Source organism: Paenibacillus sp. GCM10012306, from assembly GCF_042649265.1.
Taxonomy (GTDB): domain Bacteria; phylum Bacillota; class Bacilli; order Paenibacillales; family Paenibacillaceae; genus Paenibacillus_AQ.
In genome coordinates this window covers 122,856-138,917 of the sequence record NZ_JBHRYW010000008.1, presented here as the reverse complement: position 1 = coordinate 138,917, position 16,062 = coordinate 122,856, and the positions used below count along the sequence as shown (strand labels likewise).

Below are 16,062 nucleotides of genomic sequence, written 5' to 3'. Positions count from 1 at the left end.
AATACGATCAGCGAAAACGTTAAACCATAAAATTAGAAACCTAATATCTGTGGCTTCATTTGTTTGATGGAATAGATTTTTTTTAATTACATTTTGTAGGGTACTAGTTTTTTCATCTATTGATGTTTCGCAGTCTGAAAAATACTTATAAAAGAGAGCATATTTATCTGTACGGTATATTATTGTTAGAGGGGATAATACATCTCTAGTAGCCCATTTACATATTACTTCGTAGTAAGTCCTCTGCTTTTTAGGTTCTAGCTCAAAATCTTCGATAGAACAGGAATGCTCAATTCCTTATCAATCTTCGATAATTCCCCTGCAATGCTGCCAACTAAATTTAGTCCATCTTCCCTGCCGTAATGCTCTAGAATCAATGCCAACCATAAATATTCTGGTAACCACTCAATAGCCCATGGAGATAAAGAAAGCTGATCTCCTAAACTGCTATTAAATGGTGGATATAATACGCCTTTTTTGAATGAATGATCAGAGAGTTTACTGAATTGCTTCCCCATACCTATCACATCACAATCGTATTAATTAAGTAACTTTCAACTAAATCCCTTGAATGCCATTTCAACATCTCACGATATAATATTTCGACATATAATTCCAATATCCTCCACGATAATAGGATATCTAAACCAAATCCAGATTGAAATGTTATGTTTGCTAATACATCTTATTATAAAAAGCTAGTCTCTTGTTGCTCCTATAAAAAAGCTTCCGCCAAAACATCAGCAGAAGCTTATTTGAAAAAATTTATTCAAGCGAACATCCCATCAATGGCACCTTCAATCCCCTCGCCAAAATAGCACCTTCTGCTATCTGATCCGCCGTCCACTCACTTATCCCGACATAGAGAACCTTACCTTGACGCACCAGATCCGAAAAAGCCAAGAAGGTCTCTTCAAGGGATACTGTTGCTGCTGTTACAAAAAGAATTCAACGAGCTAAGAAGAAAATGAAAGGCTATATACAGAATCTTAATGTGGATGGCGTCTAATTTGGAAGCGAAAAGATATTTATTTGTTGAAAGCTAGAATACTCCGGTGAGTACTAACCTCTAAGCCTTGTTACCACAACTAACAGTACAATAATTCCGAGCAAAATCAGCCAGCTTACTGGGTGACCGAAATTTAATCCCCAGCCGACTCCGAACCTTTTCTCGACGATTAGGTTTGGATCCTTACGATTGAAATAAATCATACCTAACAGCCATTTATCATCATCATGGACAGGTCTGACATTGGAGTAATCGGCAGATCGCTCCAAGCGGCTTCCGCCCTGACCAGCCCAGAACGATAAGGCAAAGGCGTATAGGATGATAAAGGCTATTATGATTAGGATAATGGGGATAGCCACATTGATGTTAAGCAGAGATATCATGTTTAGTTGCACGACGGAAAACAGGATAACTAATAAGAAGCTTGCTGTAATCATAAAATATGACCAAGTACGGCGGAAAGTTACGTCTTGTCTAATGGAACGGTTCGGATCAGTGGGTTGAACCTGCTGCTTCACTCTGCGAATACTCCAATTCTCAAATATGAACAAAAGTGTTATGAACACTTGTATTATCGTAGGTATAAATACAAAACTATAAGATTTAGCTGCATAGCGGTCTACGTTCCAACTGCTGTTGTAATGGATCGGAATTTGATCAGGAATCAGATCGTAGTTACGTAGCACAGTTACAATACTAACAACAATAATTAAAACATGAATGAGGAACCAATTATTGGACAAGCCAATGTTTCTTTTCCGAAAACCAGTGTCCACTGCCATGATTGATGGTTCCTGAGCAATCGGCAGCATAGGTAGTAAATTTTTCATTTTGAAATGATTGCTAATGTTTATGAATAGGGAGATTACAACCATGGCGAGTGAATAAGTGACAATGATCCAACTTTGTTGCTTGGAATGTTCATCACCGTATATTAGGCAGATGATACAAACAATGAATAGGATGGTATGCAAGGTGGCACTAATCCTAGCATATGACTTCCGCATCTGGCGCAGAGGCTCACTGTGGAATTGTACAGCGCTGACGGTGACCCCAAAACTAATCGTCTCTCTTGTTAAATAAGGCATGCTTACCATGAGTACAATGGTAGGTACAAATACAAAGATCATTACTATAACAGGCATTATCGTTATATCATTCGCCTCCTCTTGCAATTCATTTTCCAACTTATCTAGATCCATAATTTTACTAGTTTCTAATTAACGAACGCATGATTGAGAACAAAACTAATACCCTATTATTACTGCCCCCAAAGAGATCACCCACAGTAATGGAATTGCGCTAATAAGAAAAATATTTAGTGATTTTACCTTTTTCTTTAATAGCCAAGACAAAATTGAACATATTACAACAGCAACAGGATACAAAGAAACTACAATCATTATCGATATACCCCATAATGAGATTCCATTATCAAATACCATAAAGGATAATCCCCAAATAAAAAACCAAGGAAGTAGAGACAATAAATACAAGCCTTGAATGATAATTAAGTATACTTTCATCGATTAATTCCTTTGTTATTATTTATTTTCTAGTCAAGCTTTTAAATTATATTCACGAAGTTCATAAATATAAGGAATGCAATTGATTAAACGAAATCATCGTGTTTAAATAACCTTTTTGAAGCATGTTTTTATTATACTATTAAATGGAAGAATATGACGATCACTAATCTTATATTTTCAAACAAAAAGCCTCCGCCAGTTTCTTTGGCTGAAGCTTCTTAATTAATTGATTCAAGCTAACATCCCATCAATGACAGGTTCGTATTCAACAACTAGCTATACCCTATCGATAAGAAGTGGACTTGTTGTCGATAGGATGATGTTTCCTTGGCTAATCTTTTGTGTAATTTTTGAATTACATAAATCAGATGTTTCTGAATATCCCCACCCAATCGCACCACCACATATAAAAAAGCCACCAATCATCATTCAAACACAGTGATTGGTGGCTTCTTATAATCATATATCATCAGTCTTGAACTTAAGCGAGTCCTAACTTCACCTCATCCAGCTCTTTTCAATCTATAGCTGAACCTCGCTCCTCGACCTTTCCTTATGTAAAATCCTTTTTATATCGGACAGCCAAGTAAATTCCACCAGCTAAAAAGGCCAGCGAATATTTGAACAAGAAAAAGATGTTCCACATATATTCTTTAGGAAAAATCACATCACATAGAACAATTGCCAACAGCATATAGTAACTGCTTTTCAAAAAGATTGTACTTGTCCGTTCGTCGTCTCGCCCAATCATCTTATAAAATACATAGAGCATAATCATACTACCCATGAGCAATAAAAAACCAACTCCAATGAGAATATTCCAATTTCCCGGAGAGTGTTCAGCCCAGGACTTTAAAGAGAGAAAAATTGCATCGTGGATACCTGAGAAAAATTTACTTATCATTTTGATCATTTCCTTTCTCATAAGTAAAAATATCATTTACATCAACGTTAAAAAATTTAGCAATTCGAAACGCTAACAACAGAGTCGGAACATAATTTCCTTTTTCCATGACGAAGATAGTTTGTTTGGAAACCCCAACTTCATCTGCTAATTCTTGCTGAGACATTCTGGCAAGTACACGATATTCATAAACCTTATTTGATATTGAATCACCAAAATCTTTCTTCATGACCATCACCTCTTGAATAAAATTATAAATTAACTTTTTATAAAAGTAAAGTTTACTTATACAAAAACAATAAATACATTTACTTTTGATTATATTGCTTTGATTGTGTAACAACCTAGCAATCCCCTTCTGGACAAAATCAGATTGAATTGGACAAACTTTCTAATAAAAACCTACTTATAATAACAGTAGAGAAAGGGAGAGAATTCAGATGGAACATGTAAGAATGATATCAGGAGTTTTGACAACGATTGAAGAACATCTGTACAGCCGGGATTTAACGCCTGAGTCCTTGGCGAAGCAATATTATACCAATGTCGCTGATTTGCAAAAGGTATTTCAAATACTAACCAACTTCACCATAGGTGAGTATATCCGCAATAGAAGGTTAAGTAATGCCAGTATCATTTTACAAAAGAATGATGCGCCTATCCTTGATATTGCGCTTGAAATTGGCTACGAGACACATGAGGCTTTCTCAAAAGCCTTCAAAAGATTTCATGGTATTTCGCCTAAAGAGGCTCGTACTGAAACCTGTGCTGACAAAATCAAATACTTTGGTCCTCTACATATTAAATTCAGTTTAGAAAATAGCCCCCCATTAGTAGGGAAGATAGAGCAATGTCCGACCATGTACTTCGTTGGCAAGATTATCGATGTTCCCACGGATAGCTTGGAGTATCTACCCATTATCGAGCATACATGGAAGCAAGAGATGAGACGAGGAACACTATATGATCTAAGCGACCAATATCACTCGGATGGGCTTACAGGTATTAGTCTTTCTGAAGACAAGGAAGCACTTCAATATGGGATAGGTATCCTTACACATCTTCCTCCTGAACCATTACCCATGTACGAAACAATAAAACTTGAAGCCAGGAGATGGGTTAAGTTCACTGTAAATGGCATCCACGATGAGGATTTCCGATTAGTTCGCAATCGGGTTTTAACAGAATGGCTGCCAATGTCGAGTCACTCCATCTCCATGCTGCCCGAGATTGAGTATTATCCAAATCTGGATGAGCAGTCTCCAGAAATATGGTTTCCTATATTATGAGCATTGAAAGAAAGGGATTTAACATGATGGAAAAGATAAACGAAACAATGATCGTGGATTTGAATGATCTTTACTTGGCGCAGGCAAAAGAATTGGTAGACCGGATTTTTGGTTACGATGATGAGGATGAAAACCCTTCACAAGAGTTGGAAGCGAGTCTTAGTCAAGAGCTGCTGTATCAATACCGTGATATGGTAGACGATCAGCTTCGTTCATTTCGATATTATGTAGCTGTTGATGGTAATCAGGTGAAGGGCATTATTGGGTTATACGAATTGGAGCATGATTATAAGAGTAATGATTGGGTAGGTTGGTTCTGTGTGGATAACCGCTTCAGGGGGCAGCAGATAGGTAAAAAACTACTTTTCCACGCGATTAATGAAGCACGTATCCGCGGCAAGCAAAATCTATGCCTGTATACATCCACACATGAGAATGAACGGGAAGCTCAAAAATTGTATGAGCAAAACCAATTTTATGTTACTCGTACAGTTCCTCGAAATGGATATGACTTATTGTATAGGCAAAAACACCTGACACATAATGATTAAAAGAGAAGTTCAGCCTGGACCAGTGGATGTATATTTACAACCTTTTTAATTCAAACTATAAACAAAATGTCCGCGTAAGACGCTAATGTTTAAACTAACACACCATTCAGACTGCCAGTTATTATAGAAAGGATATTTTTATGAGCAGGAAAAAACAGCTTAAAATGAAGAAGGTTGGCTTGGAGCATCTGAAGCAGTACAATCAGCTCCTTAGGTATGTTTTTCAGGTAACCTTTCGGGATTTATATCAGATTGGGTGGGAAGAAGATGAAATCATTCGTGCCAAATCGCCTGTTTTGGAGCAGGCTGATGTGCTCGGGTGGTTTGATGAAGACAAGTTGATCTCTCAGGTAGCCGTTTATCCCTTGCAAGTACGCATCTTTAATCAAACCTATGATATGGGCGGGTTAACTGGAGTTGGTACCTACCCGGAGTACGCTAACCAAGGGCTCATGCATAAACTTCTTTATCAATCGCTTGAAAATATGAAAAATCGGGGTCAGTCCATCTCCTTCCTCTATCCCTATTCGATACCTTATTATCGTAGAAAAGGCTGGGAGATTATTTCCGATAAGATCACATACGAAATTAATGATTATCAGCTGCCCAAGAATAAGCCGGTTCCTGGCGAAATCGAACGGACTACAGTAGAAAGCGAGCAAGTGAAAAAAGCCTATGAACGTTTTGCGCTTCAAACCCACGGTGCTTTGTTACGAAATGACTTGCTGTGGAATGAATATTGGCTGTGGGAATCAGATGATATCATGGCAGCTCTTTATTACAACACGGATGATCAGCCGGACGGCTATGTGCTCTATCGTATCTCAGATGAGATTTTTCATATCAAGGATATGATTTTTATCAACGAAGAAGCTCGTAGTGGTCTGTGGAATTTTATTAGTGCACATTTTTCCATGATCTCTAAAGTAAGGGGCAACACCTATACGGATGAACCATTAGCATTTTTGCTGGAGGATGCGGATATCAAAGAAACCATTTCTCCTTATTATATGGCTCGAATCGTAGACTTTAAGCCGTTCATCGCGCAATATCCCTTTAAACCGGATACCGTTGACCGAGAATGGACTTTTATGCTAGATGACCCTATGTTGTCTTGGAATCAAGGTGTATTCAAACTTAAGATCTCTGCCGCAGGCAAAGGCGAAGTTGTGCGAGTATCTGAGAAATGTAGCGATAAAATTGACATCCAGACTATGGTGACTATGCTATTGGGCTACAAACGTCCAAACTATCTACACAAAATCGGCCGTATGGCCTGCACCTCGGAAATCGTAGATATGCTTGAAGATGCTATTGAGCAGCGGATACCCTATTTCTCAGATTACTTTTAAATTTCAAAAACTTTTAGGATCAGTCTGCTTAAAATAATCGTACTAATGATTAGCCGATATATTAAAAAAACGCCTTATCAGGCGTTTTTCAATACATACTCTTCTCCAAATACGCTACCGTCGTCTCTCAACCAACTGCAAATTATAGCTCAAGCTTTCCAGCGTAACAGCAATTAATCCATTCATATAATGCTCATGCGGCTGATCTAACACGATAATTTGTGGCATATGCTCATCAGGAATGACACCCGAGCAACGTTGGTAGATCCCCTCAATATGCTCTTCTTTCGCCAAGTCTCCAGTTAACGCAATCGTCTCAGGGTTGATAACCGCAATGAGCGACATAATCGTCGTTGCTGCCAAAGACACAAATGTATCTTGTTGGTGCAGCCTGGCAAACTGCTCTTGACGCGAGATTCCAAAGGGTAGAAAGGATACCTCTCCCGCAAATTGAGTTGTGCCTCGATGAATATATCCGTCAATCATCATGCCCGATCCAGGAAAGTTATTCCTTGGGAAGGTGACCACTACAATGGTTTTGTCTTCTTCATAATCCTGCTTTTTATAAAAACCATAAACCGTCAGGTTCATATCGTTGTCGACGGTAACTTCGATCTCATACTTTTCTTTTAAACGTGACTCTAAAGGAACATTAATTAACTCATCTATGTCACAGACGTTAATGACCCCTTGGTGGACAAGACCTGGTATGCCAATGCCAACGGCCTTAATCTCAGGATGCTTGCTAATCAGCGATTCGATTACTTGCTCAATAACAGTGACATCAGCCAACTCCACAGCATGAAAGCCAGCATCCACCTGCTCACCCGCTAAGTTTGCTACCCTATAAGTTAAAGAATGCTGATCCCCTTCAGCACTAATATATATGCAAGCGATGTAAGCAAAGTTGGAATTATATATGAAGCGCTTCGCTGGTCTTCCCCCGTTAGGCTGCTCCATTTCAGTTTCGATCACTTCACCTGTTTCAAGAAATTCATTCAAAATATTGCCGCAAGTAGCAACACTTAAGCCTGTTGCGCTGGCAATCATAGATTTTGTGCCTTGCTTCATCATTTTTAGAGCTTGCTTGATTAGTTCCTGGTTAATTTTTTTAACGCGAATCGAATTGTTCGTGATCTGGCTAATTTTGCACACCTCTTTCATAGCTATTATCAAAAGTACACTGAGCTTTCCTACTTGCTTGTATGGAGAAATCTAGGTATCATGGTAACAAACCCTTTTAATAAATTACTTTTAATAACATTTTTAATAATTGAATATACTAATTCCCTTATCAAATGTCAAGTAAGAGTTACGGAATTACAAACTACTGAGTATTACTACATTTAAACCATAGATTGACCTTGGATGCCGGAGGAATAATTATGAACGAAAAAGAAAAAGCAAGCAAAGGATTGCTATATGATAACAACAATGATCCTTTACTTATTAGAGAAAGAACATATGCTAAGGATCTCTGTCACGATTACAATCAATTACGTCCCTCTAGCATAGATGAACGTAAAGCAGTAATTAAACAATTGGTCGGGAAAACGGGTAAGAACTTCCATATTGAACAACCATTCTGGTGTGATTACGGATATAACATTGAGCTTGGTGATAATTTCTATGCTAACCATAACTGCGTTATCTTAGATTGCGCCAAAGTAACGTTTGGAGATAATGTATTTATTGCCCCAAACTGTGGCTTTTACACCGCCGGTCATCCGTTAGATGTTGAACAACGTAACCAAGGCCTAGAATATGCTTACCCAATTACCGTCGGCAATAATGTGTGGTTTGGCGGGAATGTCGTTGTTCTGCCAGGAGTGACCATCGGTGATAATAGCGTCATCGGAGCAGGCAGTGTGATCAACCGCGATATCGCATCAGGCGTGATTGCTGCCGGGAATCCATGCAAAGTTATTAGAGCGATTACCGAAGATGATAAGAAGAAATATTGGAAAAGCTAGAGCCTATTAACCTACCGCAAAACCCTTTTTGAACAATTAAATCATGCTCATATCTATAAATAACAAATACCATTCATTTATTCGAATATATAAGATGCTGGACAGTGAAAAGTTCTACATCACTAAGAAGCCACAAAGCACAAGAAGTCAAGGTCCAACAGCAGCAGCGCTTGACCGAATCCTTCGCGGCTGCGTCCCCCTGTCCCATCCTTTGAGTGACATGGGAGGGGTTCCTGGCTCCTGGATCCTGACTCAGCGTCGGTTTGCTTCCAACCTCGTGAATACGGAAATAGGAGCATTTTTGCACCTTAATTTATCTACAAAGGATAGATAATTTCAATTAAGGGCATTTTTGTATGTTAATTCTTGCCGTACAGCTCCTTTTGAGGGAAAAGTAGGGAAATAAGGTGCAATAATGCCCTTATTTCCCTTTTTTACTCTAAAACGATCAATATAAGGTGCGAAAATGCCGTTATTTTAACCGTTGAATAGATGTTAAGTTCCCAATGTACTTCACAGTTCAGCCTGTTTCTCAGCCTGGCTCTCGGTAAGCTTCCAGTACATACTCAGTTAAGTGCGTTTTATACGGTGTTCGTGTATAAGCCGCATAGGCAGACACTGCTTTTGTAATGCATAGCAGGTTACGATTTTTCGACAAGGGCTTTTTGACTGTCCAGTAAGATGAACAAAAAGAAATTAACAATACGTGAGAAGGAACGAAAGGGGGAATTTGGAGCTATAGAAGAGAAAGCGTTCTCCTGAAAGTTTTTCCGCAGGAAAGCTCGCACCCGTAAGCACAAATTGTGCCCAGATTCCAACCGCTAGAAGCGGTTTATAAAGAAGGAATCTGGGCACAACAACGACCGGAAGTCCAAATATTCACTGAAGAGACGACGAGTCTTACGTTTATAATTTAAGTTTGTCTTATATAGCTAAAAATAATATTTGTTTTTATAAAGGAGAGGTATAACGCCCGTACTGAATGTCCAGTTCCTTGAATGTCGCCCCATGCTGATCCAGGAAAAAGGTATTGACCCCTTCCGCCCCCCACCAGTTGATCCCGAGGAGGACACCGTCTGCTTTTTGCGCAGCAAATAGCACTGAGAACATATCGGGAGTCACCTCTCCGCCATCATCCACCCGCCATACGGAGTAGTCGTCATCCTGAGCGACCGCGGGATAGTCCATAAAAGCAAGGGATTCCCCTTCTTTCAGCACAAGACTGAACAGCATATCTTTATCCTGCCGCACAAACTGGACAACATATAACTCGCGGTCCGGGGATAGATCAGCAATCTTCCCGATACTCTGAATTCCCCGCTTCTTGACTGCACTTATCGCTTTCTGTACGTCTTCACCTACTACTGGAGGGTTCGCGAAATCTTCATTGGCTGGTGTAACATCCAGTAAAGACTTAGTGTTGAAATCCGCTCCCGCAGTCAAATAATAGGTGGCATCGGGGAAGGCGTTTCCTTCCTCAACTGTGAAAAGGTATCCTGGCAAATGCGCAAAGTTATGAGCCATCTCCCGTCCAGTTCCCTCATCGCTGCCGGGCTGCCATTTCACGTACTTCACGCTCAGCACCTGACCGTTATTGCCGATCGCCCGATCCAGCAGTGATAGTGCCTTGTCCTGTCCCTCTTCCTGTGCGGTAACCAGAATCTGCTTGCCCTCCGCATCGGCAAATCCAAAATTCTCGGACAGCTTCCCAGTATCCAGAACCTCTGCGGTTCCGGCGTTCTCCGCAGTCGGGGAAGCTTCTGCCACAGGCTCCGGAGAAGCTGTCTGTGTAGCAGCTGGACTCGAAGACGCTTGCTGAGTAACATTCCCACCGCTTTGTGTGTTCCCTGTATGATTCACAGCAGAGCATCCCGCCAGCATCACTGCCAGCACTGCAGTAAGAGTCATCCCCGCAATTTTCTTCATTCCTATACCTCCGCCGTTAGTAGAATTAGAAAATCCCCATGCTCAGGTAGCGCTCACCGGTATCTGGAGCGATACATAGCACCCGCTTGCCTGGCTCGAGCCGCCGGGCTTCCCGCAGAGCAGTCCATACCGCCGCGCCACCGGACGGTCCGATTAGAATACCTTCCTGTGCTGCCAGTGATCTTACGATATCTAGAGCATCTTCATCCGCCACCTGCACAATTTCATCGTACACCTCAGTGTTGAGAATCGCAGGAACGAAGCCAGGGCTGGTACCAACCAGCTTATGCGGCCCCGGGGTACCGCCCGACAATACCGGTGATCCTTGAGGCTCCACCACAAGAATACGGATGTCCGGTAGCTCCTGGCGCAGCACTTCCCCGGTACCGGTGATGGTTCCGCCTGTACCTGAAGTGGCTACGAACACATCCAGTCGCCCTTCCATCTGCTCCAGAATCTCCGGCGCTGTCGTGATCCGGTGAATATCGGGATTAGCCTTATTCTCAAATTGTTGTGGAATAAAACTGTTCTCTATACTTCGGCCAAGCTCTAGCGCTTTGGCAATAGCGCCCGGCATCCGCTCCGCAGCGGGCGTTAACACAACCTCGGCACCATAGGCTTTTAGAATATTAATACGTTCCTTGGTCATGTTGTCCGGCATAATCAGAATGGCCTTATAGCCCTTCGCAGCTGCATTCATAGCGAGCCCAATGCCTGTATTCCCACTGGTCGGCTCAATAATCGTTCCGCCGGGCTTCAACAGTCCTGCTTGTTCCGCTTGCAGAATCAGGTTGTACGCGGCCCGGTCCTTGACACTTCCGCTGGGATTGAACATTTCCAGCTTGACATAAACCTCCGCATCCCCGGGTCCGGTAAGACGGTTCAGACGCACAACCGGCGTATCCCCGATCAGCTCAGTGATATTATTGACTATTTTTGGGGACATGGTGTAGCCTCCTCATTCCATTTCATTTCTTTTCCTTAACATTCCTATTCCTTCATTGTAACTGGTGAGCAAGGCTGCTGTCGAATCCAAAAGCACCTGTGAAATGGCCGCACGACAAAAAGCCGCTCCCCTATAGAAGCGAGAGACGGCTTTTTGCAACCGACTACTAAACCGGTCAAGTCATGATGCTTTACGGATTCACATTAATAGTGAATGTCGAGGTGTTGTTCTTGATTGGTGTTACGGTGTTCGTAATCTTCAGGTTGTTGAAGGTCACCGAACCGACTGCCGGACCTTGACCCGGCTCAGCGGATTCGTTCGCCCAGATACCAACGCCGGATTTTGCGTCAAACGCGTCACCGCTCTTTTTCGCACCGGAAATCGTGATGTTCGTGAAGATGGTGTCTTTTACTGGGAACTGCGGTGTATTGCCGACATAGTTGGTCTGGAACATAATACCGTGGTACGTTGGATCAATGATATCTACATCGCTAACTCTGATTCCCTGGAACACCTTGGAGGCTGAGAATACCCAGATGGCCGGGAAGGTCTGAGCGCCCCAGAAATGTCCACCCGCCCGCTCAATCGTGATGTTCTGGAAATTGGTGGTCGGGGAAGCCCCGAAACCATTCATCGGATAACCAAAGTCAAGTGAACTGATCGTCACCCCGGAGTAAACCAGCGTATCGGCGATATAAATGTTACGGAATGTATTGCCATAACCACCGTATACCGCGAGACCCGCTGCACGCCAGGTCAGGAGCGAGGTCAGATTCTCATACACATTGTCCTTCATGTCAGATCCACCCGCATCGATGGCCGAGAACAAGGCGAAGCTGTCGTCTCCGGTAGCACGTGCTTCAATGTTGGAGACCAGGTTGTTCGTACTTCCGTTTGTCATATTGATACCGTCGGCAAAAGTATTGCGGATACGGGAATTCTTGATAACCATGTAGTCCGTGTTAGCACCCCAGTACATGCAGACCTGATGCTCGGTCCAGATGTTGTCGATGGTAATGTTGGCCACATTGGAGAAATCAAAGACTTTACCCGGACCGTCGATACGAGTTACATAGTTGCCGAAGTAAGCGAAATTGGCAAAAGTGGAGCCGTTCGCCGTGTCGGTAGCTCTAAATCCGATATCTGTATTCGTTTGATTGGCCGGGGCCACGAAGCGTGTATACCATGGACCTGCGCCAATGATTTTTACAGGCTTGCCGTAGACCTGGAACTTGTTTGAAGTCTGATACGTGCCGGCAGGCAGATAGACACCGACGAGGTTGCCGGTAGTATCCATGCGGAATTTATCCAGTGCGTTCTGCACGTCCTGATGAGTAAATCCGGCAGGCACTACATACTTGGCTGGATCTGGATTCGGAATCGGGGACACCTGTTCCAGGTTGATAAAGTCGATCGCATATTGCGACGTATTGGCAGCATCCTTTTGCAAACGAATCTTGCTTCCTGCCGGGATGGTGCTGTCGAACATAATATTGGCTTCATCATAGATATGGCGTGGTGAACCTGCGCTTGGTGTCTTGCCAGGGTTAGTCTCCGAGCCATACAGCCAAGAATACTTGGAAGTCAGATTGATTGCCTTTGTGAAGACACCGTTTACATAAATGTTAAGTGTAGCATCTGTTCCGCCACCGCTAGGGGAGTCTGGAATGGAGAATCGTGTCACCAGTGTATTCGTGCTGGCTCTGGTGGTGAATTCTACGTAGCTGCCTGTGGTATTCAGAGTGACCGCTCTGCGGCCGGAAGCTTCACCAGCAAGATCGCCGACGTTGCGGTTCGGTGCAAGCTTCACGGCACCACCACCCACAACAGCATCCTCAGCTTCGTACATATCGTAAGGCATATTGGCCCCGCGTCCTACGAAGAGAGATTGGTTCTGGATGTTGTTACCCTGTTTTACAGGAAGCTCATTGGCATCGACAGCAATTTCACTCTTAATGTTGTACTTGCCGTTGCCAGCCGTCCAGGAACCAAGACTGATTGGAGCTGTCGTTTGTCCACTAGCAATTACGCCATTGTAAGAGCCGCTCAGCGTCTTCACTACGGCATTGGTTGTGGCATCCGTAATGGTCAGGGTAACAGGATGTGCACCTGCGGCGGAAGCTATCGTACCCTGGTTTTTGATCGTAATCGTAAAGTTCACCGTGCTACCTGGCGATGGATTGCTCGGTGACCAACTAACTGAATCTGCAATCAGGTCAGAGCTAGCTACTGGCGTAACCGTCAACTGGGACGGACTAGTGTAGCTGTTGTTGGATTTGTCGAGCTCAATAATATCGTTATTCTCATTTACCTTGGCGATTACTGTATAAGCTGCCGCATCCTTAGCTCCGATGTTCACAGAGACATTCGTGGAAGAACCTGCAGCAAGACCTCCAACGGGAGCATTACCGACAAGCGTGGTACCCAGGTAGAAGTTAACACTGGTGGCTCCAGAAGCAGCCGTACCGATATTCTTCACAGTGGCATTAAGTGTGATGGCACTAGTCTCAACCGGCGCTGTCGGAGTCCAGGACAACCCTGTGATCGTCAAGTCCGGATTAGGAGCTGGTGTACCAAAGATTTGGAATTCGGCAACTTGCCCAGCGCTAGAGCCGGAGTTTGTCGTGATTCTGAGTTGAACTTCGCTGGCTGTAGCGTTAACCGGTATGGTCACTGAATTGCCAGTGGCCGGATTAAAAGTATAGACGGTTGCTGGTACAAGACTGGAGAACGTGGTTCCGTTTTGGTCACGACCAAGAACCTGAATCGTTTGTGTGCGCGTTGACCAGGCTGAAGACGGGTTCAGTTTCAATACGACGGAGCTGATATTGGCATTCGCACCCAAATTCACGCTAAGCGTATTCGGATAACTTCCGCCTGCACCTTCCCAGTACGTATTGACATCTCCGTCATTGGCATTGGTCGCCACGAAAGTAAATACAGAAGAAGAAGCGGTGATCGGTTTGTTTAGCGCCAGGTTGGACCCTGGTCCGGTTGTCGGTGTTGGTGTTGGAGTCGCAGAAGGTGTTGGTGTTACGGTCGGCGATGGCGTTGGTGCTACGGTCGGCGACGGGGTTGGTGCTACTGTTGGCGATGGTGTCGGCGCTACGGTCGGCGACGGGGTTGGTGCTACTGTTGGCGATGGTGTTGGCGCTACGGTCGGCGACGGTGTTGGTGCCACAGTTGGCGATGGTGTCGGCGCTACGGTCGGCGACGGGGTTGGCGCTACAGTCGGTGACGGGGTTGGCGCTACGCCCGGCGTGAGATTCAGGTTATCCAGATTTACATTGCCAGTATCCCCGGCATCGTACTTGTAAGCAATCGTGTTAGTGCCGGCATTCAAAGCCAGTGTCTCTACTTTAGTGGACCAAGAGTCCCAGTTCGCCAGATTCGGCAAAGAAGTCTGTTTGATCTTCGTCCCGTTGACATACACGCTGATCGTTTTGGTACTGCCGGTGGCATTGGCATAACGCAGTGCTGCGTCATAGCTGCCGGCTGTAGGCACATTCACTGTGAAGGTAGTAGTGGCACCTTGCGCCAGGTATCCATCCACAAATCCTGATCCAGTGTAACCACTGTGATCCGTGTTCACCTTCGCACCACCGGACAACGCAGCCGCTTCCGCTTCATACGTTCCCGAAGGTGTCGCAGTTGTACCATAGACTTCAAACTCGGAGATTTGTGCGGCTGGCCAGCCAGTATTAGCTGTGATGTTCAGTCGCACATATCTTACGCTTGTCGCGGTAAAATTGATGGTCACCGTATTGCCATTGGCTGGATTAAAAGCATAGCTGGTACTAGCGACCAAATTGCTGTAATTGGAATCGTTGCTGCTACCCTCTACCGCCAGTGTCTGATTTCTTGCCCCCCAAGTGGCAGGCAGCTTCAGCACAACCTGGTTCACATTGCTGGCTTCACCCAGATCCACTTTAAGCCACTGTGGAAAAGCATTGCTGCTGCTCTCCCAATACGTTCCCTGGTTGCTGTCGTTGGCGTTAGATGCCACATATACATCACCGACGGAGCTAGCAGTAATCGTCTTACCCTGAGCCAGATTTCCGGCTGCTGAACTCACAGATGGGAAAAAGGCTAGCTGGCCTACAAATAATGCAGCAATCAGGCAGTACATCAGGACTGACCTTCTCGTTGAAGCTTTGCGACCTGTTATCATTAACAGCCAACCTCCATATTTTTTATGGTGAAGCATGAACCCTCTGCAACCTTCTGAACTGCACGCAGCATTCGAAAACAAAACATGTCCTTAGATACGAAATCTCGAAATCTTGCAAATCCCCATCTCGTATACGCTTTCAAAACTGATCTTTTATCATCTACCGCCTCCTCCAGGATACTGAAATCGCAGAGAAATACATGTGAAGCAGCATTCTAGTACTAGTAGAAAGCTCATAGTAATCCTCTTAGACACAGAATAGCTGCATCTTCGCATAAAAAAGAACGATCCCCTTGCTTGCGTAAACATGCATAACTGCAACTCAACACGCAATATAAGAAGACCGAACCTCAGAGGGTGACTATAAACTAACTAATAATGGTAACAATATAAGATATAGTAATCTTCCAGT

General features: G+C 43.7%; 12 protein-coding genes and 1 pseudogene. 4 read left to right on the top strand and 9 right to left on the bottom strand.

The window, feature by feature from the left end; translation table 11 throughout:
* Window positions 1-257: 257 nt before the first annotated feature.
* The 5 genes and pseudogenes from ACFORK_RS18280 to ACFORK_RS18260 all read right to left on the bottom strand — a co-directional run bounded on the left by ACFORK_RS18280 (window position 258) and on the right by ACFORK_RS18260 (window position 3,671).
* A complete protein-coding gene (locus ACFORK_RS18280) occupies window positions 258-527 on the bottom strand; it encodes a hypothetical protein (protein ID WP_379201525.1) in 270 nt (89 codons plus the stop codon).
* A gap of 256 nt (window positions 528-783) precedes the next feature.
* Window positions 784-927: pseudogene (locus tag ACFORK_RS18275) on the bottom strand (aldo/keto reductase); the annotation flags it as partial.
* Between the two features lie 135 nt (window positions 928-1,062).
* Window positions 1,063-2,196 (bottom strand): DUF1648 domain-containing protein, encoded by a 1,134-nt coding sequence (locus tag ACFORK_RS18270; RefSeq protein ID WP_379201523.1) that lies wholly within the window; start codon window positions 2,194-2,196, stop codon window positions 1,063-1,065.
* A gap of 895 nt (window positions 2,197-3,091) precedes the next feature.
* Entirely contained in the window at window positions 3,092-3,442 is a 351-nt protein-coding gene (locus ACFORK_RS18265; protein ID WP_379201887.1) for a DUF2178 domain-containing protein, read from the bottom strand.
* Window positions 3,432-3,671 carry a helix-turn-helix transcriptional regulator gene (locus ACFORK_RS18260; protein ID WP_379201521.1) on the bottom strand — a complete coding sequence of 80 codons (240 nt, stop codon included), beginning with the start codon at window positions 3,669-3,671 and terminating at the stop codon, window positions 3,432-3,434. The genes ACFORK_RS18265 and ACFORK_RS18260 overlap by 11 nt, the downstream gene beginning before the upstream one ends.
* Before the next feature lie 211 nt (window positions 3,672-3,882).
* On the opposite strand from ACFORK_RS18260, the gene ACFORK_RS18255 reads away from it, so the two are divergent.
* The 3 genes from ACFORK_RS18255 to ACFORK_RS18245 all read left to right on the top strand — a co-directional run bounded on the left by ACFORK_RS18255 (window position 3,883) and on the right by ACFORK_RS18245 (window position 6,634).
* Window positions 3,883-4,731, top strand: coding sequence for an AraC family transcriptional regulator (locus tag ACFORK_RS18255; protein WP_379201519.1), 849 nt, complete (start codon window positions 3,883-3,885; stop codon window positions 4,729-4,731).
* Window positions 4,728-5,282, top strand: coding sequence for a GNAT family N-acetyltransferase (locus ACFORK_RS18250; RefSeq protein ID WP_379201516.1), 555 nt, complete (start codon window positions 4,728-4,730; stop codon window positions 5,280-5,282). The genes ACFORK_RS18255 and ACFORK_RS18250 overlap by 4 nt, the downstream gene beginning before the upstream one ends.
* Window positions 5,283-5,422: 140 nt before the next feature.
* Window positions 5,423-6,634, top strand: coding sequence for a GNAT family N-acetyltransferase (locus tag ACFORK_RS18245; RefSeq protein ID WP_379201514.1), 1,212 nt, complete (start codon window positions 5,423-5,425; stop codon window positions 6,632-6,634).
* Between the two features lie 114 nt (window positions 6,635-6,748).
* Here ACFORK_RS18245 and ACFORK_RS18240 read toward each other — a convergent pair whose 3' ends face one another.
* A complete protein-coding gene (locus tag ACFORK_RS18240) occupies window positions 6,749-7,798 on the bottom strand; it encodes an ROK family protein (protein WP_379201512.1) in 1,050 nt (349 codons plus the stop codon).
* A 221-nt stretch (window positions 7,799-8,019) separates the two neighbouring features.
* Here ACFORK_RS18240 and ACFORK_RS18235 point away from each other — a divergent pair, with 221 nt between their 5' ends.
* Window positions 8,020-8,607 (top strand): sugar O-acetyltransferase, encoded by a 588-nt coding sequence (locus ACFORK_RS18235; RefSeq protein WP_379201510.1) that lies wholly within the window; start codon window positions 8,020-8,022, stop codon window positions 8,605-8,607.
* A gap of 951 nt (window positions 8,608-9,558) precedes the next feature.
* Here ACFORK_RS18235 and ACFORK_RS18230 read toward each other — a convergent pair.
* The 3 genes from ACFORK_RS18230 to ACFORK_RS18220 all read right to left on the bottom strand — a co-directional run bounded on the left by ACFORK_RS18230 (window position 9,559) and on the right by ACFORK_RS18220 (window position 15,650).
* Window positions 9,559-10,533, bottom strand: a complete 975-nt coding sequence (locus ACFORK_RS18230) for a hypothetical protein (RefSeq protein ID WP_379201508.1) — start codon at window positions 10,531-10,533, stop codon at window positions 9,559-9,561.
* Window positions 10,534-10,558: 25 nt separating this feature from the next.
* Window positions 10,559-11,479 (bottom strand): cysteine synthase A, encoded by a 921-nt coding sequence (cysK, locus tag ACFORK_RS18225; RefSeq protein ID WP_379201506.1) that lies wholly within the window; start codon window positions 11,477-11,479, stop codon window positions 10,559-10,561.
* Window positions 11,480-11,669: 190 nt separating this feature from the next.
* Window positions 11,670-15,650 carry a discoidin domain-containing protein gene (locus ACFORK_RS18220; protein WP_379201504.1) on the bottom strand — a complete coding sequence of 1,327 codons (3,981 nt, stop codon included), beginning with the start codon at window positions 15,648-15,650 and terminating at the stop codon, window positions 11,670-11,672.
* Between the last annotated feature and the right edge of the window lie 412 nt (window positions 15,651-16,062).

Bases quoted from the DNA above. Each gene is read 5' to 3' on its own strand.
- ACFORK_RS18255 (WP_379201519.1), top strand. From the start codon at position 3,883: ATGGAACATGTAAGAATGATATCAGGAGTTTTGACAACGATTGAAGAA.
- ACFORK_RS18260 (WP_379201521.1), bottom strand. From the start codon at position 3,671: ATGAAGAAAGATTTTGGTGATTCAATATCAAATAAGGTTTATGAATAT.
- ACFORK_RS18230 (WP_379201508.1), bottom strand. From the start codon at position 10,533: ATGAAGAAAATTGCGGGGATGACTCTTACTGCAGTGCTGGCAGTGATG.
- ACFORK_RS18240 (WP_379201512.1), bottom strand. From the start codon at position 7,798: ATGAAAGAGGTGTGCAAAATTAGCCAGATCACGAACAATTCGATTCGC.
- cysK (WP_379201506.1), bottom strand. From the start codon at position 11,479: ATGTCCCCAAAAATAGTCAATAATATCACTGAGCTGATCGGGGATACG.
- ACFORK_RS18245 (WP_379201514.1), top strand. From the start codon at position 5,423: ATGAGCAGGAAAAAACAGCTTAAAATGAAGAAGGTTGGCTTGGAGCAT.
- ACFORK_RS18220 (WP_379201504.1), bottom strand. From the start codon at position 15,650: ATGATAACAGGTCGCAAAGCTTCAACGAGAAGGTCAGTCCTGATGTAC.
- ACFORK_RS18265 (WP_379201887.1), bottom strand. From the start codon at position 3,442: ATGATAAGTAAATTTTTCTCAGGTATCCACGATGCAATTTTTCTCTCT.
- ACFORK_RS18235 (WP_379201510.1), top strand. From the start codon at position 8,020: ATGAACGAAAAAGAAAAAGCAAGCAAAGGATTGCTATATGATAACAAC.
- ACFORK_RS18250 (WP_379201516.1), top strand. From the start codon at position 4,728: ATGAGCATTGAAAGAAAGGGATTTAACATGATGGAAAAGATAAACGAA.